This window comes from Pseudomonas sp. Sample_22, from assembly GCF_004307635.1.
Taxonomy (GTDB): Bacteria; Pseudomonadota; Gammaproteobacteria; order Pseudomonadales; family Pseudomonadaceae; genus Aquipseudomonas.
The window spans coordinates 76,321-96,724 of the sequence record NZ_RCNY01000081.1 but is presented as its reverse complement, the minus strand read 5'-3'; the positions used below and the strand labels follow the sequence as shown (position 1 = coordinate 96,724).

Here is a 20,404-nt window from a genome sequence, read left to right as displayed (position 1 = left end):
GATGGGGACGCAGAGCGTCCCGGGCTGCATTCCCACGCAGAGCGTGGAAACGATCAGAAATCACTGTGGGTGCGGCGGTGCGACGATTCGACTTGCCCGCGATGACGGCAGCAGATTCACCGCATGCTTACGCCAGAACCCGCTCCAGCGTGCGCGTCACACCCACCTCGCGCAAACTGTTGCAACACCACTCAAACGCCGCGACAAACTCTGCCGAGCGAGGGATCGCGGTGCCGAAAATCTCCTCAACCTCCAGCAAGCGCTGGGTGATCAATACGTCGTCGGCCACCAACGCCTGACAGAACGCCGCCCGTGGATCCGGTATCGAGTAGGTATCGCCATTTTCATCCACGCCTTTCAAGTACAAGGCCCATGCGGCCACCACCAGCGCCGCACGCTTGGTCTCGCGGCCATCGGCGATCAAGCGGTTGATGGTCGGAATGGTGAACTTGGGAAACTTCGACGACCCGTCCGAGCACACACGTTCCAGTTGATCGGCAATGGCCTGATTGGAGAAGCGTTCGACCAGCGTGTTCTTGTAATCGGTCAGGTCAATGCCTGGCACTGGCGCCAGTTGCGGCGTGACGTCGAGGTCCATGTAGGCACGCATGTAGCGCACGAACAGCGGGTCGTTCATGGTTTCGTGAACGAAGCGATAGCCCTTCAAGAACCCTAGATAGGTCAGGGCCAGATGACTGCCATTGAGCAGTTTGATCTTCATCTCTTCATAGGGCGTGACATCGTCGGTGAACTGCACGCCGACCTTTTCCCAGGCCGGCCGGCCATTGACGAACTTGTCTTCCAGCACCCATTGCACAAAGGGTTCGCAGACCACCGGCCAGGCGTCATCGACGCCATGTTTGTCCGCCAGCAGCAGGCGATGCTCAGTACTGGTCATCGGCGTGATGCGGTCGACCATGGCGTTGGGGAACGTCACGTTGCGCTCGATCCAGTTGCGCAACTCGGCGTCCCGCAGCGCGGCGAATGCCAGCAGTGCTTTGCGAGTGACCGCGCCGTTGTGCGGCAGGTTATCGCAGGACATCAAGGTAAACGCGGGTATACCTGCGGCCCGGCGCTTGGCCAGTGCCGCGCAAAGAAAACCGAACACGGTTTTGGGTGAGTCCGGGTTGGCGAGGTCGTGCTGGATCTGCGGCAGGTGCGCCATGAACTCGCCGTTGCTGTCATCGATGCAATAACCGCCTTCGGTGATGGTCAGCGAGACGATGCGGATCTGCGGGTCGGCGAGTTTGTCGATCAGCGTTTGCGCACCGTCCTCTGCCAGCAGCATGTCGCGAATGGCGCCGATCACTCGGACTGCGGTGTCATCGGTATCACCCAGCTCAAACAGGGTGAACAGGCAATCCTGTTGCTTGAGATCGTCGCGGGCGCGGCGGTCTTCGGCACGCAGGCCAACACCGCAGATCGCCCAGTCCAGGCCCTCGCCGGTGTTCATCAGCGCGTCGGTGTAGTACGCCTGATGGGCGCGATGGAAACCGCCGACGCCGATGTGGGCGATACCTTGGCGCGTGTCGCTCAGGGCGTAGGCGGGCAGTGCCACTTCGGGGGCGAGGCGGTTGAGGTTCTGTTTATTCAGTTTCATCACACACTCTCGCAAATCAGGCAGCAACGCGCAAAGGACGGGTCAGCGCCACGCCGTCGGCATCGAATAAATGGCAGTGTTCGGCATCCAAATGCAGGCTCAGGGTTTCGCCATAACGGCTGGCGAGGTCGCCGCGTACACGCATGGTGAGGGCTTCGCCGGAAGCGGTGCGAACATGGCAGAAGGTGTCGCTGCCCAGGCGTTCGCTGACATCGGCGGTGACTTGCAGTGTGCAATCGCCGGGTTTGGCCAATTCCAGGTGCTCGGGGCGAATGCCCAGCGTCACCGCACCGCCGACGCTCAGCTTGGCGCCGCTCAGCGCCAGGCTGATGCGGGTGCCGGCGTCCAGTTGCACTTCACAGCCCTGGCCATTGACCTGGGTGATCCTGCCTTTGAGGAAGCCCATTTTCGGCGTGCCGAGAAAACCGGCGACGAACAGGTTGGCCGGCTGGTGATACAGATCCAGTGGCGAGCCGACTTGCTCGATCTTGCCGCCATTGAGCACGACGACTTTATCGGCCATGGTCATGGCTTCGACCTGGTCGTGGGTCACGTAAATCATCGTCGCTTGCAGGTCTTTGTGCAGGCGCAGCAACTCCAGACGCATCTGCACCCGCAGCGCCGCGTCGAGGTTGGACAGTGGTTCGTCGAACAGGAAGATTTTCGGGTTGCGCACAATGGCCCGGCCGATCGCCACACGCTGGCGTTGCCCGCCGGACAGTTGCTTGGGCTTGCGCTCGAGCATCGGCCCCAGTTCAAGGATGCGCGCCGCTTCGCCGACTTTCTTTTCCACTTCGGCCTTGGGCACGCCGGCCAGATCAAGGGCGAACGACATGTTTTTGCGCACGCTCATGTGCGGGTACAAAGCGTAAGTCTGGAACACCATCGCCAGGTCTCGCTTGGCTGGACTGACTTCAGTGATGTCGCGGCCATCGAGTTCGATGGTGCCACCGCTGACTTCCTCCAGCCCGGCGATCAACCGCAGCAGGGTGGATTTACCGCAGCCCGATGGGCCGACGAACACCACGAATTCCTTGTCGTTCACTTCAAGGTCAATGCCCTTGATGATGGAAAAGCCTTCAAAGCCTTTTTGCAGATTCTTGATTTTCAGGTTGGCCATGGTGATGGGCCTCCGCATGTTTTTATTCATTTAAACCGGACGGCTTTTCGTAGGAGCCAGGCTTGCCGGCGAAGGCAATTTGACGGGCGCCTTCGCCGGCAAGCCTGGCTCCTACAAGGGGCGAACCGTTTATTTCACGGCGCCAAACGACAGGCCGCGCACTAATTGCTTCTGGCTGATCCAGCCGAAGATCAGGATCGGCGCGCAGGCCAGGGTCGAGACCGCCGACAACTTGGCCCAGAACAACCCTTCGGGGCTGGAATACGAAGCGATCAAGGCGGTCAGCGGCGCCGCTTTCGATGAGGTCAGGTTCAGCGACCAGAAGGCTTCGTTCCAGCACAGGATAAGCGACAGCAAAACCGTGGAGGCCAGGCCACCCTTGGCGATCGGCAGCAGCACGCGGACCATTTCCTGCCACAGCGTGGCGCCATCGAGGCGGGCGGCTTCGAGGATGTCCTTGGGGATGTCCTTGAAGTAGGTGTAAATCATCCAGACCACGATCGGCAGGTTGATCAGGGTGTAGATCACGATCAGCGCGATGCGCGTGTCGAGCAGGCCGAAACTCTTGGCCAGCAGGTAGATCGGCATCAGCACACCCACCGGCGGCAGCATTTTGGTCGAGAGCATCCACAGCAGCGTGCCCTTGGTGCGCTGGGTTTCGTAGAAGGCCATCGAGTAAGCGGCCGGCACCGCGATCAGCAGGCACAGGGCCGTGGCGCAGAAGGAAATCACCACCGAGTTCCAGGCGAAACTGAAGTAATCGCTGCGCTCGTTGATGTGCAGATAGTTCTCCAGGGTCGGTGCGAAGATGAACTGCGGCGGCGTGGCGAACGCGTCGATTTCGGTTTTGAAACTGGTCAGCACCATCCAGAAGATCGGGAAGAAAATCAGGATCGCGATGGCCCAGGCCAGGGTGCCGAGCAGCAGGCTTTGCAGACGGCGCGATTGTTGAAGGGTCATGGCAGGCCTCAGGCTTTGTCAGTCAGGTTTTTGCCGATCATCCGCACCAGCACGATGGCCGCGATGTTGGCGATCACTACGGCAATCAAGCCGCCGGCCGAGGCCATGCCGACATCGAACTGCACCAGCGCCTGGTTGTAGATCAGGTAGGCGAGGTTGGTCGAGGCGTAGCCGGGGCCGCCGTTGGTGGTGGTGAAGATTTCGGCGAACACCGAGAGCAGAAAGATGGTTTCGATCATCACCACCACCGCAATCGGCCGCGCCAGGTGCGGCAGGGTCAGGTGCCAGAAAATCGCCAGTGGCCCGGCACCGTCCAGGCGCGCGGCTTCTTTTTGTTCCTGATCGAGGGACTGCATGGCGGTCATCAGGATCAGGATCGCGAACGGCAGCCATTGCCACGAGACGATGATAATGATCGACAGCAGTGGGTAGTGCGCCAGCCAGTCCACCGGTTGCGCGCCGAACAGCTTCCAGACGTAGGCGAGGATCCCCGACACCGGATGGAAAATCAGGTTCTTCCAGATCAGCGCGCCAACCGTGGGCATGATGAAGAACGGTGAGATCAGCAACACCCGCACGATGCCGCGACCGAAAAACTCGCTGGCCTCCAGCAGTGCACTGATCAACACGCCGAACACCACGCTGATCAGCAGCACACTGCCCACCAGCAACAGAGTGTTGCTGGCACCGGGCAGGAACCCCGAATCGGTAAGGAAATAGGTGAAGTTTTCCAGCCCGATGAACTCGTTATCGCCGGGATTGAGCAAGTTATAACGAATCGTCGAGAAGTAGACGGTCATTCCCAACGGCACGATCATCCATAACAGCAGCAATGCTACCGAAGGGCTGACGAGAAACCAGCCGGGGTTGACCAACCGGCTCTTGCGTACCGGTTGGGGCATTTCCATGTGAGCTTTGGCAGTTGAAGTATTCATGGTGATCACTTGCTCGTTGTCCGACGAGTTCTCTGTGGCGAGGGAGCTTGCTCCCGCTCGGCGGCGAAGCCGTCGTAAAACCGGTTCGCACGTTGCGACTGTTAGATCGCAGGGGCCGCTTCGCAGCCCAGCGGGAGCAAGCTCCCTCGCCACAAAAATGGATGTTTACGGGTTACTTGGGATAACCGGCGCGCTTCATCTCTCGTTCAGTGGTTTGCTGGGCGGCGGCCAGGGCCTGGTCGACTGTGGTCTGGCCGATCAGCGCCGCAGAGAAGGATTTGCCGACCTGGGTGCCAATGCCCTGGAACTCGGGAATGGTCACCAATTGAATGCCGATGTACGGCACCGGTTTGGCGCTCGGCTTGCTCGGATCTGCTGCCTTGAGCGATTCGAGTGTGACCTTGGCGAATGGCGCGGCGCTCATGTAGGCCTCGCTGTAGGTCGAGGCCCGAGTGCCTGGCGGCACGTTGGCGATGCCGTCTTTCTCGGCCACCAGTGCCCCGTATTCCTTGGAAGTGGCCCAGGTGCTGAAGGTTTTTGCCGCGTCTTTGGCCTTGGAACTGGTCGGGATCGCCAGCGCCCAGGAATACAACCAGGCCGAGCCTTTGTCGGTGACTTCATGGGGCGCGTAGGTGAAGCCGACGTGATCGCTGACCTTGCTCTGGGTCTTGTCGGTGACGAACGAACCGGCAACGCTGGCGTCGACCCAGATCGCGCATTTACCGCTGTTGAACAACGCGAGGTTTTCATTGAAACCGTTGCTCGATGCGCCCGGCGGACCGAACTTTTTCATGGTATCGACATAGAAGTTCAGCGCGTTTTTCCATTCGGGGCCGTTGAATTCCGGTTGCCACTTTTCATCGAACCAGCGGGCGCCGTAGGCATTGGCCACGGTGGTGATCAACGCCATGTTCTCGCCCCAACCGGCCTTGCCGCGCAAGCAGATGCCGTACTGTTCCTTGTCCTTGTTGGTGAGTTTGCCGGCGAATTCGCTGATCTGGGTCCAGGTCGGACGCTCGGGCATGGTCAGACCGGCGTCCTTGAACAGGTCGGTGCGGTAATAGGTGATCGAGCTTTCGGCGTAGAACGGCAGGGCGTACAACGAGCCTTTCACCGAAAGGCCTTCACGCACCGACGGGAACACGTCGTCGAGGTCATAACTGGCCGGCAGGTCCTTCATCGGCTCCAGCCAGCCTTTGGCTCCCCAAAGTGCCGCTTCGTACATGCCGATGGTCAGCACGTCAAACTGCCCGCCCTGGGTGGCGATGTCGGTGGTCAGACGCTGGCGCAGAACGTTTTCTTCCAGCACCACCCAATTGAGCTTGATCTCTGGATGCTCGGCCTCGAAGGTCTTCGAGAGTTTCTGCATGCGGATCATGTCGCTGTTATTGACGGTGGCGATGGTCAGGGTCTGGGCGCCGAGGGTGACGCTGCTGAGGGTCATGCAGGTGAGGGCAAGCAGAGCTTTGACTGAAGGTTGCATCGAGCACTCCTTTTCTGCACCCGAAGGGCAACAGAAGGACAGTTATTGTTTTTGTGTCTTCCGAAGGCTGGAAGAATCTGTGCTGATTACAGCCTTCAATGGCGGGCGAGACAAATCATCCATCGCACTGGGATCGATACTTTTTTGCACTGCTGTTTGGCGATGTAGACGCAGGGAAGGGGGTTCCAGCGAGGCAGGGGTATTGAATCCGTACAGGTCTTCGCTACCCCAAGGTCGCCAAACATCCTGTAGGAGCAAGGCTTGCCCGCGATGGCGTATTTGAGGTCGCTATCGCGGGCAAGCCTTGCTCCTACAAAAGCTTGCGCGGTATTTAACCGAGGTTTTGTTCGGTCAACCGCTGCACCACCAACCGCCGGTAATGCGAAGGCGTCATGCCCTTGAGCTGCTGGAAGCGTCGGTTGAAGTTGGAAATGTTGTTGAAGCCCGACTCGAAGCAAACGTCGGTCACCGCTTTATCACCATCGGCCAACAACTCGCAGGACTTGCTGATACGCAGGCGATTGACGAACTCGATGAAGTTGCGCCCGGTGGCCTGCTTGAATACCCGGCTGAAATAGGTCGGCTTCATGCCCAGATGCTCGGCCACTTCTTCCAGCGTCAAGTCCCGGGCGTAATGGGCAAAAATGTAATCCACTGCACGGTTGGTGCGATCAATATTGTGTTCGTCGGCCAGTTGCGGCGTGGTTGCGCCGGACAGCAACTGATAGTCGTCAGTAGCGGCCAGCAATTCCAGCAGGATGAAAAAGTGCCCGAGCCGGGTCACGCCGGTGCTATCGGCGATGCGTTGCATCAGGTCCATCGCTCGGCCAATCGTCTGCTTGCCACGAAACTCGATGCCGTACTTGGCGCGCTCCAGCAGTGGCGCGAGGGTCTTGAGTTCGGCGAAGACCTGATAGCCACTGTCGAACAACTCGTCAGTGAAGTTGACCAGCATGTCGCGCTTGGGCACGACTTCGTCTTCGGCGACCTGGCTGATCCAGTTATGGGGCAGGTTAGGGCCAGTCAGAAACAGGGTTTCGGGATAAAAATTGCCAATGTAATCGCCGATGAATACTTTGCCGGAACTGGCGACGATCAGGTGCAGTTCGTATTCCTTGTGGAAATGCCAGCGCACCAACGGACAAGGAAAACCGTGCTGACGATAGATGATGGACAAGCCGTTGTGGTCGTCCATCAATTCGTAGGAAGGGTCGGTGACTCTGGCGATTCGGGTCATGGCAGGGCGCTTTTGTGTTTTGGTTACATGGCGTCGATCGTATTCCGGTTCTTTGCCTCAATCCATTGCGCCATGTACTGGGTACTTTTGTGGTGGTGATGGCGCAACATGCTGCCGGTGAAATTATCCCGTCGAATGTTCGCCAGATTCTGTCGACATTCCATCAGTCGCTGAATCAACGCCGGGCCATGCAAGGATTGCCGGTAGCGGTTGGCGAGCAAGGTCTGGCCATGCGCCTGTGCTTCAAGCCAGCGAGGCTTGTCGGTGTACAGTTGCACAGCCTGATCGGCAATCTCGCGAGCGGTGCAAGCGACAGCGCCGGGCCAGGCTTCGTCGCCATGCATCGCCTCCGCCCCTACGGGCGTCGCGACGTTGGGGGTGCCGCAGAGCATCGCATCAACAATCTTGCCCTTTATGCCGGCACCGAAACGCAGCGGTGCCAGGCACACTCGAGCCGCCGACATGACTTGCAAGGCATCTTCTGCCCAGTTCATGACATGAAATCCCTGGGCCGGGTTATGCAGTGCTGTTGCCTTGGGTGGCGTGTATGAGCCATAGATGTGCAGTTGCGCCGCGGGCAGTTGCTCGCGAATCAGCGGCCAGATCGTGGTTTTCATCCACAACACCGCATCCCAATTGGGCGCGTGCCGGAAGTTACCAATGCTGAGAAAGTGCGCCCTGTCTTCAAATGCGGCCGGCGCCACACTCGGCAGATCGACCATCAGCGGGCACCAATGCAAGAGGGTAGCGGGCAATTTGAACTGTTCGATCAGCAATTGGATTTCCACTTCGGAAATCATCAGGTTCAAGTCGCAACGATAGATCGCGGCAATCTCACGCTTGGCCAGATCGTTATCGGCCATGAACTCAAACTCTTCACGCAGGCTGGGCGCAAACAGTTCACTGAAGTCATTCGCGTCGTCACTGGCCTTCAAACGCTGTTTGAGACGTTGCTGCCGGGCATCACGCAAGCTCTGCAGGTCCGACGTCTCCAGCACGCGAACGGCGTCGGGACAGTGTTTTTCCACGCGCCAGCCGAACTGTTCTTCCATCATGAAACGGTCGAACAGCACCACATCCGGCGCGAGTTCGCGGATGAATGTGTCGAAGCTGCTGTTATTCAATTCTATCGGCACTTCGCGAATGCCCAGCGACGTCAGGTCAGCGCGCTGCTCACCATAACCGGCAGGGCTGCTGAAGGTGATGTCCCAACCTTGCTGCAAGAAGGTCTCGAGAATTTGCATCATGTGCCCACCGGCCGCCGAAGAACGGGGCTCGGGCCAGACGTAGCCGATGACCAGGACTTTGGTTTGGCGAGGTTGATTCATGGGCGATTGTTCCAGGCTACAAACGAGAATAAGGCGATACCAGGGAAAAACAGGTGAGAGTGTACGTAACCTTCCAGGTCACCTGAATCGAATGCGGATCACCAGCAATTGTTGTTCATCCAAACCAGCTTACTTCGACTGCGCGAGAATTCCCTGGACCTTGTCTCGCAACTGATCGATCGAAAACGGTTTGCCAATCACTGACATGCCTTCGGGCACGTCAATATTCTCCGCATAACCACTGGCGAACAGGATGGGCAATTGCGGGCGCAGCATCCGGGCCTGGATGGCCAGTTCCCGACCATCCATCACCGGCAGGCCGACGTCGGTCATCATCAAGTCGATGTGCTGGTCCTCGTCATTGAGGAACTCCAGCGCCTGTTCGCTACCATCCGCGTCAAGTACCTTGAACTCCAACTCCTCCAGCACATCGACGATCAGCATGCGCACGATGGCATCGTCTTCGACGACAAGAATGGTGGACGCATTGGCGGTGGACATAGTGGGGTTCCTGAAAAATGATTGGCGGTTGCCGGCTTGCGAAAGCGCCGGTCTCTTGCATGAGTAAGTGACGGCTCCCGACAAGTTCCCGAGGGACGGAAAAAGATTGGTCGCACATGTCAGGCAAGGATACCCGCGTCCATCAACTGGCGCAGGGGAATGTAGGACCTGGCGTTAAAACATGTGAGAAAAATGGATCAATGTGCCAGTTTTGGGGCAAACTCGCCCAATTCTGACAGTTCGACAAGGCCTGCCCCATGACCTCTGCGTCTTTGGTTGATGAGCAACGATTCCGCAAACTCCTGAGCCGCAATATCAGCCTGCCGCTGGGTGTCGGCGCCATCAGCGCTGTTTTCTTCGTGTCATTGATTACCTATCTGCTGTCGACGATCCAATGGGTCGAGCACACCGATCGGGTCATCAATAACGCCAATGAGGCCGTCAAGCTGACGGTCGACCTGGAAACCGGGATGCGCGGGTTTCTGCTCAGTGGCGACGAAAAGTTTCTCCAACCTTATGAAACGGCTAAGCCTCGGGTCGAGGTGGTGCTCAATACGTTGCTCGAATTGACGGCTGACAATCCGGTCCAGACCGATCGCTTGCACCGCCTGCAGTCGTTGCAGCAAGAATGGGCCAATTACGCGCAATCGATGATTGATCTGCAGCGATCGAGCGGCGATTACCGTAGCGCGGTCCGCGCCGGCAAAGGCAAGCGCCTGACCGACGAGATACGCAAGCAGTTCGAAGACGTGATCGACATGGAGCAGCAACTGCGTGCCACGCGCAATGAAGAGGTGCGGCGCACCACTGTCTGGAGCATTGGCCTTTATCTGCTGTTTATCGCAGGCATCAGCGCGTTGCTGGCCTACATCGGCCGTCGTGATCTGTTGAACCTGTCGCAAAGCTACTCCGCGACATTGGCTGCGCAGCAAGCCAGTGCTCAGCGCCTGGAGCAACAAGCGTGGCTGCGCAACGGCCAGACCGAACTGGCCGAGCAAGTATTGGGGCAACTGTCCCTGAATTTGCTGGGGCGCAACATCCTGCAATTCTGCGCGCAGTACCTGGGCAGCGCCGTGGCGGCGATTTACGTGCGCGAAGAACATGGTGGCCTGCGGCGAGTTGCGTCTTACGGTTTTTCGCGCGACCAGGAGGCACTTGAGCAACATATCTACAGTGAGGAAGGCATCGTTGGTCAAGTTGCGCATCAGGCCAAGTTGATTCGCCTCGACAACGTTCCGAGCGACTACTTCAAGGTCAGCTCCGGCCTCGGTGAAGGGCTGCCACGCAGTGTGCTGGTGGTGCCGACCAGTGATGACGACCGGGTCAACGGTGTTATCGAACTGGGTTTCCTGCGGCCCTTGGTTGACCGCGACATCGAATTGCTGGAGTTGATTGCCGGCAACATCGGCACGTCTATCGAGGCTGCGCGCTATCGTCAGCGCTTGCAGGAAGTGCTGGCCGAAACCCAGCAACTCAACGAAGAGTTGCAAGTGCAGCAGGAAGAACTCAAGACCGCCAACGAAGAACTCGAAGAGCAGTCGCGGATTCTCAAGGAATCCCAGGCCCATCTCGAGACGCAACAGGTCGAGCTGGAACAGACCAATGAACAACTCGCCGAACAGGCCGAAGTGCTGGCCCAACAACGCGACGCCATGGACCTCAAGAACACTGAACTCAATCAGGCGCAGATCCAGCTCGAAGAGCGCGCCGAAGAGTTGCAGCGCTCAAGCAAGTACAAGTCCGAATTCCTCGCCAACATGTCCCACGAACTGCGCACGCCATTGAACAGCTCGTTGATTCTGGCCAAGTTGCTGGCGGAAAACCCTCAGGAAAACCTCAGCGCCGAACAGGTGAAGTTCGCCGAGTCGATTTACTCCGCCGGCAACGATTTGCTCAACCTGATCAACGACATTCTCGATATCTCCAAGGTCGAGGCCGGCAAGCTCGAGATTCGCCCGGAGAACACCAGTGTTGCGCGTCTGGTGGACGGCCTGCGCGGAATGTTCCAGCCGTTGGCAACCGACAAGCAGCTGCAATTCCATGTCGATTTGCAGGACGGCGTGCCCGCGATGATGTTCACCGACCGTCAGCGCCTGGAGCAGGTGATCAAGAATCTGTTGTCCAACGCGGTGAAGTTCACCGAAAAAGGCAGCGTGAGCCTGAGCGTCGCCGCAGCGCCGAACAATGGCATAGCCTTCAGCGTCCGTGATTCCGGCATCGGCATTGCCGCCGATCAGCACGAAAGCATTTTTGAAGCGTTCCGCCAAGCCGACGGCACCACCAACAGGCGATACGGCGGAACCGGTCTGGGGCTGTCGATCTCCCGCGACCTGGCGGCCCTGCTCGGTGGCTCCATCAGCGTGAGCAGCACGCCGGGGCAGGGCAGTGTATTCACCCTGGTCTTGCCGCAGCAGTACATTGAGCCCGGAGAAGAACCCGTCGAACCGATGCGTGCCGCGCCGGTGGCGATTGCACCTTATGTTGCGCCAGCTACCGTGGCGTCGGTGGTGGCGCAGGATATTCCGCGTTTCAATGATGACCGGCAGAAGGCGCCGTTCACCTCGCGTTGCATCCTGGTGGTGGAGGACGAGCCGAACTTTGCGCACATCCTCTTCGATCTCGCGCATGAACTGGGCTACCACTGCCTGGTGGCCCACGGTGCCGACGAAGGTTACGACCTGGCCCGGGAGTTCATTCCCGATGCCATCCTGCTGGATATGCGCCTGCCGGACCATTCCGGCTTGACCGTGCTGCAACGTTTGAAGGAACACGCCGAAACCCGGCACATTCCTGTGCACGTGATTTCGGTCGAGGACCGGGTCGAAGCGGCGATGCACATGGGCGCGATCGGTTATGCGGTCAAACCGACCACCCGTGAAGAACTCAAGGACGTTTTCTCGCGTCTGGAAGCCAAACTGACCCAGAAGGTCAAGCGCGTCTTGCTGGTTGAAGACGACGATTTGCAGCGTGACAGTATTTCCCGGTTGATTGGCGACGATGACATCGAGATCACCGCGGTCGGCTTGGCCCAGGATGCACTGCACTTACTGCGAAGCACGATGTTCGATTGCATGATCATCGATCTGAAGCTTCCGGACATGCTCGGCAATGACTTGCTCAAGCGCATGTCTACCGAAGATATCTGCTCGTTTCCGCCGGTGATTGTCTATACCGGACGCAACCTCACCCGGGATGAAGAGGCGGAACTGCGCAAGTATTCGCGCTCGATCATCATCAAGGGCGCGCGCTCGCCCGAGCGTTTACTGGATGAGGTGACACTTTTTCTGCACAAAGTCGAATCGCGGTTGTCCCATGAGCGACAGAAGATGCTCAAGACTGCCCGCAGCCGCGACAAAGTCTTCGAGGGACGCAAAGTGCTGTTGGTGGACGACGATGTACGCAACATCTTCGCCCTAACCAGCGCGCTGGAGCATAAAGGTGCGGTCGTGGTCATCGGCCGAAACGGCCGGGAAGCGATTGAGCGATTGAATGAAGTGGAAGACATCGATCTGGTGTTGATGGACGTGATGATGCCGGAGATGGATGGTTTTGAAGCCACCATCGAGATCCGCAAGGACCCGCGCTGGCGCAAGTTGCCGATCATCGCGGTGACGGCCAAGGCCATGAAGGACGATCAGGAACGCTGCCTGCAAGCAGGCGCCAATGATTATCTGGCCAAGCCCATCGACCTGGATCGGTTGTTTTCGTTGATCCGTGTGTGGTTGCCAAAGATGGAACGTATCTAAGTGGAGCGCAATTATTCAGGGGAACGAATCAGCGAGATAGAGTTGCGGTTGTTGATCGAGGCCATCTACCTCAAGTACAGCTACGATTTTCGTGATTATTCAGGCGCTTCCATCAAGCGCCGGGTGAGCCAAGCGCTGAGTCAGTTCGAATGCAACACCATTTCGGCCCTCCAGGAAAAAGTCCTGCATGACCCGATGGCCTTCATGCAGCTCCTGCAATTGCTGACGATTCCGGTCAGTGAAATGTTCCGCGACCCTTCGCACTTCCTGGCCATCCGCCAGGAAGTGGTGCCGCTACTCAAGACGTACCCGTCGATCAAGATCTGGATTGCTGGCTGCAGCACGGGGGAGGAGGTCTATTCGATGGCCATCCTCCTGCGTGAAGAGGGCTTGCTTGAGCGCACCATCATTTATGCAACCGACATCAATCCGCGCTCGCTGGACAAGGCCAAGCAGGGAATATTCTCGATGGAGAATGTCCGCGCCTACACTTCCAACTACCAGCAAGCCGGTGGTAAACGCTCGTTCGCCGACTACTATACGGCGGCGTATGGCTACGCCATTTTCGACAAGTCGCTGTGCGAGAACGTGACCTTTGCCGACCACAGCCTGGCTACCGACAGTGTATTTTCAGAAACACAATTAATTTCGTGTCGTAACGTATTGATCTATTTCAATAAAAAACTTCAGGATCGGGCTTTCGGTTTGTTTCATGAGTCGCTGTGCCACCGTGGTTTCCTGGTGCTGGGCAGCAAGGAAACCCCGGATTTTTCAGCCTTCGGCAACCAGTTCGAACCGCTGGTCAAACAAGAACGGATTTATCGAAAATCATGAACAGCGCAACGGGTTTGCCTTCAGTAGAAGCGATCGTGATCGGCGCTTCGGCCGGTGGGGTCGAGGCGCTGCTGAGTATTCTCGGCCCGCTGCGTGCAGGCTTCGTGTTGCCGATCATTGTCGTGTTGCACTTGCCGGAACAGCGTCGCAGCCATCTGGCGGAAGTGTTCGCCCGGCGCGTGTCGCTGCCGGTTCAGGAAGCCAGCGACAAGACTCCGGTGGTGTCCGGCACCCTGTATTTCGCATCGCCCGGCTATCACTTGTCGGTGGAACAGGACCGCAGCTTTTCCCTGAGCCTGGAAGACCGCGTGCATCATTCGCGGCCGGCCATCGATTACCTGTTCGAGTCTGCCGCCGACGCCTACGGTCCCAGCCTGGCGGCAGTCTTGCTGACGGGCGCCAACCGTGACGGTGCGAACGGTCTGGCGCAGGTCAAGCAGCGCGGTGGTCTGACCATCGTGCAAGACCCGCAGGAAGCCCAGGTTGCAACCATGCCCCAGGCAGCATTGGATATTCACCAACCTGACCACATTCTCCCTATCCGCGGCATCGGCCGTCTGCTTGTCGAGCTGGAACGAATCGCATGCTAAGTAATATCCAGGCCAAACTGCTGATCGTGGACGATCTGCCGGAGAATCTGTTGGCACTCGAAGCGCTGATCAAGCGTGAAGACCGTACCGTCTACAAAGCGCAATCTGCCGACGAGGCCTTGTCGCTGTTGCTGCAACACGAATTCGCCATGGCCATTCTCGATGTACAGATGCCTGGGATGAATGGCTTCGAACTGGCCGAGTTGATGCGCGGTACGGAAAAAACCAAGAACATTCCAATCGTGTTTGTCAGTGCCGCCGGTCGTGAGCTCAATTACGCGTTCAAGGGCTACGAAAGCGGCGCTGTGGACTTCCTGCACAAACCGCTGGACATCCATGCGGTCAAGAGCAAGGTCAACGTTTTCGTCGAGCTGTTCCGCCAGAGCAAGGCGATGAAACAGCAAGTTGAAGAACTCGAGCAAAGTCGCCGCGAGCAAGAAGCGCTGCTCAAGCAATTGCAGAGCACCCAGCTGGAATTGCAACAGGCGGTACGCATGCGCGATGACTTCATGTCGATTGTCGCCCATGAGGTGCGCACGCCGCTCAACGGCCTGATCCTCGAAACCCAGCTGCGCAAGATGCACCTGGCCCGGGATAACGCCTCGGCGTTCACCCTCGACAAAATGCACGCCATGGTCGATCGCGACGAACGGCAGATCAAAAGCCTGATCCGGCTGATCGAAGACATGCTCGATGTGTCACGCATCCGCACCGGCAAATTGTCGATCCGCCCCACGCGGTTTGATCTTTCGGCCCTGGTGCGCGCCCTGCTGGAAAATTTTGCCCAACAGATCGAAGCCGCCGAAGCGACCGTGACACTTGAAGCCGAACAACCGGTGGTCGGCAATTGGGACGAATTCCGCATTGAGCAGGTAGTTTCCAATCTGTTGACCAATGCCTTGCGCTACGGCGCCAAGAGTCCGATCAGCGTCAAGGTGTACAGTGAGCACGGCGAAGCACGGATAGAAGTCCGTGATTGCGGAATCGGCATCAGTGAAGAAAACCAGCAACGGATTTTCCAGCAGTTCGAGCGGGTGTCGGCCAAGCACGCCGTCGCCGGACTGGGTTTGGGATTGTTTATTTCCGAACAGATTGTCACCGCCCATGGCGGTACCATTACCGTCGAAAGCCGGATTGGCGAAGGCGCCCTGTTTCGCGTTTGTCTGCCGCTGTAGGAAAACAGCCCGATAAACGCAACCTCTGATCGACCCTACGGTCGTATCAGCAGCTATTGACCGAACAAAGGCTTCCCATGAGTGAAGATGCACAAGACGTCGTACTGATCGTCGAAGATGACCCCTCGATTCTGATGGTCCTGTCGGCCTATTTGTCGGGGGAGGGCTACCGGGTGTTGCAGGCCGAGAATGGCGAGCAAGCGTTTGAGATTCTCGCCAGCAAGCCGCACCTGGACATGATGATCACTGACTTCCGCCTGCCGGGTGGGATTTCCGGCGTGCAGATCGCCGAGCCCGCGGTAAAACTGCGACCGGAGCTGAAGGTGATTTTCATCAGCGGCTACCCGCAGGAAATCCGTGAAACAGACAGCCCGATCACCCGCTCGGCACCGATACTGGCCAAGCCATTCGACCTGGACGTGTTACAGGAAATCATGCAGGACATGCTCTCCTGAATCCCGGCAGAGGCCGCTTCAGGCGCTGATCATCTCCCGCACCTTGGCCGTCAACAGGTCAAACGTGAATGGCTTGGTGATCATCTGCATGCCCGGATCGAGGAATCCGCCGCGTACGGCCGCGTGTTCGGCATAACCGGTGATGAACAGTACTTTCAGGCCGGGCCGGAACTGCCGGCCGATTTCTGCCAGTTGCCGGCCGTTCATGCCGGGCAGTCCGACATCGCTGATCAACAGGTCGATGCGTTGAGCCGATTCAAAGATCGGCAGGGCGCTGTCGGCATCGCACGCTTCGACGAAGGCATAGCCCAAATCACTGAGCACCGTGCTGACCAGCACCCGTACAGCCGGGTCGTCCTCAACGATCAGGACGGTTTCGCCATTCTGCGCGAAGAGCGGGTGGTGACTGTCCACCGGCGGATCTTGCGGCAGATCACCACCGTAACGCGGCAGATAAATGCTCACCGTGGTGCCTTCACCCACTTCGCTTTGAATGGCGACGTGGCCCCGCGATTGTTTGCTGAAGCCATAGATCATCGACAATCCAAGGCCGGTGCCCTGGCCGATCGGCTTGGTGGTGAAGAAAGGGTCAAACGCGCGGTTGATGGTGCTCTGCGGCATGCCGCAGCCATTGTCGGTAACGCTGAGCGTCACGTAATCACCGGGTTCGAGATTGCTGTGCAGGTCGGTAAAGGACTTTTCCAGATGTTGGTTCGAAGTGGTCACTACCAGTCTGCCGCCGTTGGGCATGGCGTCGCGGGCATTGATGACCAGGTTGAGCAGGGCGCTTTCCAGTTGATTGGGGTCGGCCTCGGCCACCCACAGTTGTTCGCTCAACTGCATGTCCAGGCGAATGCTCTCATTGATGCTGCGTTGCAACAGTTCACCCATGGAAACCACCAGCGTATTCATTTCCACGGGTTTGGAATCGAGCGACTGCCGGCGAGAAAACGCCAGCAGGCGATGGGTCAAACCAGCGGCCCGGTTGGCCGAGGTCACGCCAAGATCGATCAGGCTGTCCAGGTCTTCGATGCGGCCGCGGGCCAGGCGCCGGCGCAACAGCTCAAGGCTGCCGATGATGCCGGTGAGCATGTTGTTGAAGTCATGGGCGATACCGCCGGTGAGTTGGCCAACCGCTTCCATCTTCTGGGATTGACGCAAAGCTTCTTCGTTATGGCGCAATTGCGCGGTGCGCTCTTCGACCTGTTGTTCCAGGGTTTCCAGGGTGTTTTGCAGGCGCAGTTCGCTTTGGCTCAAGTCGACCAGCCGATCCCTGGCTTCGTACTGTCGTCGACGGCCGCGCAAGGCGGTGGTCACCAGACTGATCAATGTCTCCGGGTGAAAAGGACGTTCCAGGAACGTGACGTTGCCCAACTGCGGCCCGAAGCGCGAAGCGGGGTTCTGTTCCGGGCCACCGTGGTGCGTCAGCAAAACAATTGGCAAGTCCGACCAGGCCGGTTGTTGATCGATGAGGGTCAACAGCGGACCCAGATCACTGCGCAACAGCGCTTCGGAAGAGATCAGCAGCAAACCGGCGCCTTGCTCCAGTTCGCTGCACAGTTGCGGTAAATCCTGGCTGATGATCCCGTCGAACCCTGCTTCTTTGAGCAACATCATCGCAATCTGACTGTCTCGCCCCAGCGGGGCGAGAATAATTGCGCGTTCGGATGTCGCAGGTTGGGTCATCACAGGCCTTCATCCCCAAGCAATGGAATGCTCGCGCCCATATAGGTCGGCACGCCGCGCAGTACGCCCTGGAAGGCTTCCAACGGTTCGCCGATGGTCATGCCTTTGGCGCTGATGCGGTATTCGCGGATAGTTGCTTCATGGCTGCCGGTACGTTTCTTGATGATTGAAATGGCCCGGCGGACTTTGCCCAAGGCTTCGAAGTAGCGCAATAGAATCACTGAGTCGGCCAGGTAGGTAATGTCCACCGGGGCCTGCATGTCGCCGACCAGTCCATGCTGGGCAACGGTCATGAAGGTCGCAGCGCCTTTGCGGTTGAGGTAAAGCAACAACTCGTGCATGTGCAGTACCAGGGCATTCTCCTCTGGCATCGCCGCTTGATAGCCGTTGATGCTGTCGATCACTACGGTCTTGATGTTGCCTTGATCGACGCAGCGCCGCACCCGGTGGGAAAACTCGCCAGGGGACAGTTCGGCGGCATCCACCTGCTCGATCAGCAGGTTCCCGCCATCCTGCAACGCCTGCAGATCGATACCGATGTTCTTCATCCGCTCGAACAGCAATCCAAGCTCTTCGTCGAAGATGAACAGGGCTGCTTTCTCGCCCCGAGCCACTGCGGCGGCGGCGAACAGCATCGAAATCAGCGATTTGCCAGTGCCGGCCGGCCCGAGAATCAGCGTGCTGGAACCCGTTTCGATGCCGCCACCGAGCAGCGCGTCCATTTCGGCAATGCCGCTGGTCAACTGCCGCCGGACGTAGTTGCCGCGATGTTCGGCGGCCACCAGGCGCGGGAACACGTGCACGCCGTCGGTCATGATCGTGAAGTCATGGAAACCACCACGGTATTTCTGGCCGCGGTATTTCACTACGCGGATACGGCGGCGCTCGGCACCGTAATTGGGCGTCAACTCCTCCAGGCGAATCACACCGTGGGCCACACTGTGCACGGTTTTATCCAAAGATTCGGTGGTCAGGTCGTCGAGCAACAACACCGTGGCATCGTAGCGCACGAAGTAATGCTTGATCGCCAGGATCTGGCGGCGGTAGCGCAGTGAACTCTGCGCCAACAAGCGGATTTCAGACAGGCTGTCGAGGATTACGCGGGTCGGTTTGACCCGCTCGACCACTTCGAAGATCTGTCGTGTGGCTTCACCCAGCTCCAGATCGGAGGAATACAGCAGTGATTGCTGATGCTCGGCGTTCAACACGCTTTCGGGCGGCGTCAGTTCGAAGATATGGACGTTTTCGCCCAGCTCCCAACCGTGGGAACGGGCACCCTGGCGCAACTCGTGTTCGGTTTCAGACAGGGTGATGTACAACGAACGCTCGCCGGCTTCAGCGCCAGCCATGAGGAAATGCAATGCGACAGTGGTCTTGCCGGTACCTGGTTCGCCTTCAAGTAAAAACACATGGCCGCGGGACAACCCTCCATTGAGGATGTCATCCAGGCCTTCAATACCTGTGGCCGCTTTTGTGCTGATCAACTCGTTGGATATAGACAAATAATGCCCTCTCTTGAATAGGGGAAACGAGGCTGCTGGCACGATGGCCATTATAGGCTGCCTGTTTCACTTGACCCTTTGTCGAGACGACGGTTCAACCTTTTCTGCTATGGGCGGTTGATGCGTATAAGGAAACACCGCAGAGAGCGCGTCCTTACAGACCTTGCTGCAAGGCCGGATCATCCGGATTGAGCTGTTCGAGTTGGGCCAGCAGGATCTGTACGTTTTGCAACTGGCCGCTTTCCTTCCAGTAGTTGATCAGCAGCACCCGCGCCCGGCGATCGTTGGGGTGTCGCTGCACGATATCCTGCAATTGCTTCTGCGCCGCTGCCAGTTCCTGTTCACCGTGCAGCGTGGTGGCCAGGTCATAGCGGTAATCCTTGTTGTCCGGTTCAAGCTCCACGGCCTTGGACAAGCCGAGCAGGGCGAACTCGCTTTGACCGTGATGCAACAGCCACATCCCCAGTGCATGTTGTAAATAGGCTGAATCGGGCTGCGCCTTCAGTTGTTTGGCCAGCAACTGGCGAGCGGCGTCGTTCTGACCAAGTTTATCCAGCACCTCGATCTGCATCACCAGCGCCGGCAAATTGTCCGGGGCAAGGCGCAAGGTATTTTCAAGAGCCTGCTGCGCTTCTTTGAATTGGGCATTGTGCAGATACAACCGCGCCAATTGATATTGGTTTTCGGCACTCTGCGGCGCACTTTTGAGCGTTTGCTGCCAGGCATCGATGGCCTGCTCCAGCGGCGCGAAATACAGACCAAGGTCATCCGGTGAAAGCCCGAGCAATGCGTTGACCGCGGCCAGGCGTACGCTTTGCTCGGGGTCATCGAGCAATGGCCCCAGCAACAGAGTGCGTTGGCCACTGGACACCAGCCCGCTGATGCTTTTGATCGCGGCAATACGCACGTCCGCTGATTCATGCTGCAAATCCGCATCAGCCAGTTTCAGCGCGACGGAGCTCGGATAGTTGGGCAGTTCGGCATGCAGCCAGACGCGTCGTTTCGGCGAAATGTCAGGCCGGGCCAGTTGCTGGTAAAGCACCCGTGCCGCACCCGGTTGGCCGGCCCGGGCCTTTTCCAGAGCTTCGCTGTAACCACGCTTGATGGCCTCGGGTATCACAGGGGTTGTACTGCGCAGAAACGCCCACGCAAGACCGATGGCGAACAGGACACAGAGGCTGATTAGCAGGTAACGGCGGGACTTGGGCATGCAGAATCCGGGCTGGCAAGCTTTTGCAAAGTGATCAGCTTC

General features: G+C 58.3%; 16 protein-coding genes. 5 read left to right on the top strand and 11 right to left on the bottom strand.

The genetic code is table 11. The annotated features are described in order from the left end of the window. Window positions 1–127 precede the first annotated feature (127 nt). From D8U73_RS20355 to D8U73_RS20315, 8 genes are all read right to left on the bottom strand, one after another. Window positions 128–1,600: a mannitol dehydrogenase family protein gene (locus tag D8U73_RS20355; protein WP_130905592.1), complete on the bottom strand. Its 1,473-nt coding sequence runs from the start codon at window positions 1,598–1,600 to the stop codon at window positions 128–130. A 16-nt stretch (window positions 1,601–1,616) separates the two neighbouring features. Then, on the bottom strand, window positions 1,617–2,720 hold the full coding sequence (gene ugpC, locus D8U73_RS20350; protein ID WP_056855423.1) for a sn-glycerol-3-phosphate ABC transporter ATP-binding protein UgpC: 1,104 nt from the start codon (window positions 2,718–2,720) through the stop codon (window positions 1,617–1,619). Window positions 2,721–2,849: 129 nt separating this feature from the next. Beyond that, complete coding sequence (locus D8U73_RS20345; RefSeq protein WP_130905591.1) at window positions 2,850–3,680, bottom strand: carbohydrate ABC transporter permease; 831 nt, start codon at window positions 3,678–3,680, stop codon at window positions 2,850–2,852. 8 nt (window positions 3,681–3,688) lie between these two features. Continuing rightward, window positions 3,689–4,588, bottom strand: a complete 900-nt coding sequence (locus tag D8U73_RS20340) for a sugar ABC transporter permease (RefSeq protein WP_241668544.1) — start codon at window positions 4,586–4,588, stop codon at window positions 3,689–3,691. Between the two features lie 199 nt (window positions 4,589–4,787). Beyond that, window positions 4,788–6,098 carry a sugar ABC transporter substrate-binding protein gene (locus D8U73_RS20330; protein ID WP_130905589.1) on the bottom strand — a complete coding sequence of 437 codons (1,311 nt, stop codon included), beginning with the start codon at window positions 6,096–6,098 and terminating at the stop codon, window positions 4,788–4,790. Window positions 6,099–6,429: 331 nt separating this feature from the next. Next, window positions 6,430–7,335 carry an AraC family transcriptional regulator gene (locus D8U73_RS20325; RefSeq protein ID WP_130905588.1) on the bottom strand — a complete coding sequence of 302 codons (906 nt, stop codon included), beginning with the start codon at window positions 7,333–7,335 and terminating at the stop codon, window positions 6,430–6,432. Between the two features lie 23 nt (window positions 7,336–7,358). Further along, window positions 7,359–8,663 (bottom strand): glycosyltransferase, encoded by a 1,305-nt coding sequence (locus D8U73_RS20320; protein WP_130905587.1) that lies wholly within the window; start codon window positions 8,661–8,663, stop codon window positions 7,359–7,361. Between the two features lie 129 nt (window positions 8,664–8,792). Further along, window positions 8,793–9,164 (bottom strand): response regulator, encoded by a 372-nt coding sequence (locus D8U73_RS20315; RefSeq protein ID WP_130905586.1) that lies wholly within the window; start codon window positions 9,162–9,164, stop codon window positions 8,793–8,795. A gap of 257 nt (window positions 9,165–9,421) precedes the next feature. Between D8U73_RS20315 and D8U73_RS20310 the strand changes: the two genes are divergently transcribed. From D8U73_RS20310 to D8U73_RS20290, 5 genes are all read left to right on the top strand, one after another. Beyond that, window positions 9,422–12,910: a response regulator gene (locus D8U73_RS20310; RefSeq protein WP_130905585.1), complete on the top strand. Its 3,489-nt coding sequence runs from the start codon at window positions 9,422–9,424 to the stop codon at window positions 12,908–12,910. Next, a complete protein-coding gene (locus D8U73_RS20305; protein ID WP_130905584.1) occupies window positions 12,911–13,744 on the top strand; it encodes a protein-glutamate O-methyltransferase CheR in 834 nt (277 codons plus the stop codon). It begins immediately after the preceding gene. Next, on the top strand, window positions 13,741–14,334 hold the full coding sequence (locus D8U73_RS20300; RefSeq protein ID WP_056855414.1) for a chemotaxis protein CheB: 594 nt from the start codon (window positions 13,741–13,743) through the stop codon (window positions 14,332–14,334). Before D8U73_RS20305 ends, D8U73_RS20300 begins: the two co-directional genes overlap by 4 nt. Continuing rightward, window positions 14,328–15,509: a hybrid sensor histidine kinase/response regulator gene (locus D8U73_RS20295; protein ID WP_056855413.1), complete on the top strand. Its 1,182-nt coding sequence runs from the start codon at window positions 14,328–14,330 to the stop codon at window positions 15,507–15,509. Before D8U73_RS20300 ends, D8U73_RS20295 begins: the two co-directional genes overlap by 7 nt. A 77-nt stretch (window positions 15,510–15,586) precedes the next feature. Beyond that, window positions 15,587–15,964, top strand: coding sequence for a response regulator (locus tag D8U73_RS20290; RefSeq protein WP_056855412.1), 378 nt, complete (start codon window positions 15,587–15,589; stop codon window positions 15,962–15,964). An 18-nt stretch (window positions 15,965–15,982) separates the two neighbouring features. Here D8U73_RS20290 and D8U73_RS20285 read toward each other — a convergent pair whose 3' ends face one another. The 3 genes from D8U73_RS20285 to D8U73_RS20275 form a co-directional block, all read right to left on the bottom strand. Continuing rightward, window positions 15,983–17,650, bottom strand: a complete 1,668-nt coding sequence (locus D8U73_RS20285) for an ATP-binding protein (protein WP_056855411.1) — start codon at window positions 17,648–17,650, stop codon at window positions 15,983–15,985. Further along, complete coding sequence (locus D8U73_RS20280; RefSeq protein WP_056855410.1) at window positions 17,650–19,152, bottom strand: ATPase domain-containing protein; 1,503 nt, start codon at window positions 19,150–19,152, stop codon at window positions 17,650–17,652. The genes D8U73_RS20285 and D8U73_RS20280 overlap by 1 nt, the downstream gene beginning before the upstream one ends. A 154-nt stretch (window positions 19,153–19,306) precedes the next feature. Further along, window positions 19,307–20,362: a tetratricopeptide repeat protein gene (locus tag D8U73_RS20275; protein ID WP_130905583.1), complete on the bottom strand. Its 1,056-nt coding sequence runs from the start codon at window positions 20,360–20,362 to the stop codon at window positions 19,307–19,309. Window positions 20,363–20,404: the final 42 nt, after the last annotated feature.

Coding starts and splice junctions, on each gene's coding strand:
- D8U73_RS20310 (WP_130905585.1), top strand. CDS start 9,422: ATGACCTCTGCGTCTTTGGTTGATGAGCAACGATTCCGCAAACTCCTG.
- D8U73_RS20300 (WP_056855414.1), top strand. CDS start 13,741: ATGAACAGCGCAACGGGTTTGCCTTCAGTAGAAGCGATCGTGATCGGC.
- D8U73_RS20285 (WP_056855411.1), bottom strand. CDS start 17,650: ATGACCCAACCTGCGACATCCGAACGCGCAATTATTCTCGCCCCGCTG.
- D8U73_RS20315 (WP_130905586.1), bottom strand. CDS start 9,164: ATGTCCACCGCCAATGCGTCCACCATTCTTGTCGTCGAAGACGATGCC.
- D8U73_RS20345 (WP_130905591.1), bottom strand. CDS start 3,680: ATGACCCTTCAACAATCGCGCCGTCTGCAAAGCCTGCTGCTCGGCACC.
- ugpC (WP_056855423.1), bottom strand. CDS start 2,720: ATGGCCAACCTGAAAATCAAGAATCTGCAAAAAGGCTTTGAAGGCTTT.
- D8U73_RS20320 (WP_130905587.1), bottom strand. CDS start 8,663: ATGAATCAACCTCGCCAAACCAAAGTCCTGGTCATCGGCTACGTCTGG.
- D8U73_RS20330 (WP_130905589.1), bottom strand. CDS start 6,098: ATGCAACCTTCAGTCAAAGCTCTGCTTGCCCTCACCTGCATGACCCTC.
- D8U73_RS20275 (WP_130905583.1), bottom strand. CDS start 20,362: ATGCCCAAGTCCCGCCGTTACCTGCTAATCAGCCTCTGTGTCCTGTTC.
- D8U73_RS20325 (WP_130905588.1), bottom strand. CDS start 7,335: ATGACCCGAATCGCCAGAGTCACCGACCCTTCCTACGAATTGATGGAC.
- D8U73_RS20290 (WP_056855412.1), top strand. CDS start 15,587: ATGAGTGAAGATGCACAAGACGTCGTACTGATCGTCGAAGATGACCCC.
- D8U73_RS20295 (WP_056855413.1), top strand. CDS start 14,328: ATGCTAAGTAATATCCAGGCCAAACTGCTGATCGTGGACGATCTGCCG.
- D8U73_RS20340 (WP_241668544.1), bottom strand. CDS start 4,588: ATGGAAATGCCCCAACCGGTACGCAAGAGCCGGTTGGTCAACCCCGGC.
- D8U73_RS20355 (WP_130905592.1), bottom strand. CDS start 1,600: ATGAAACTGAATAAACAGAACCTCAACCGCCTCGCCCCCGAAGTGGCA.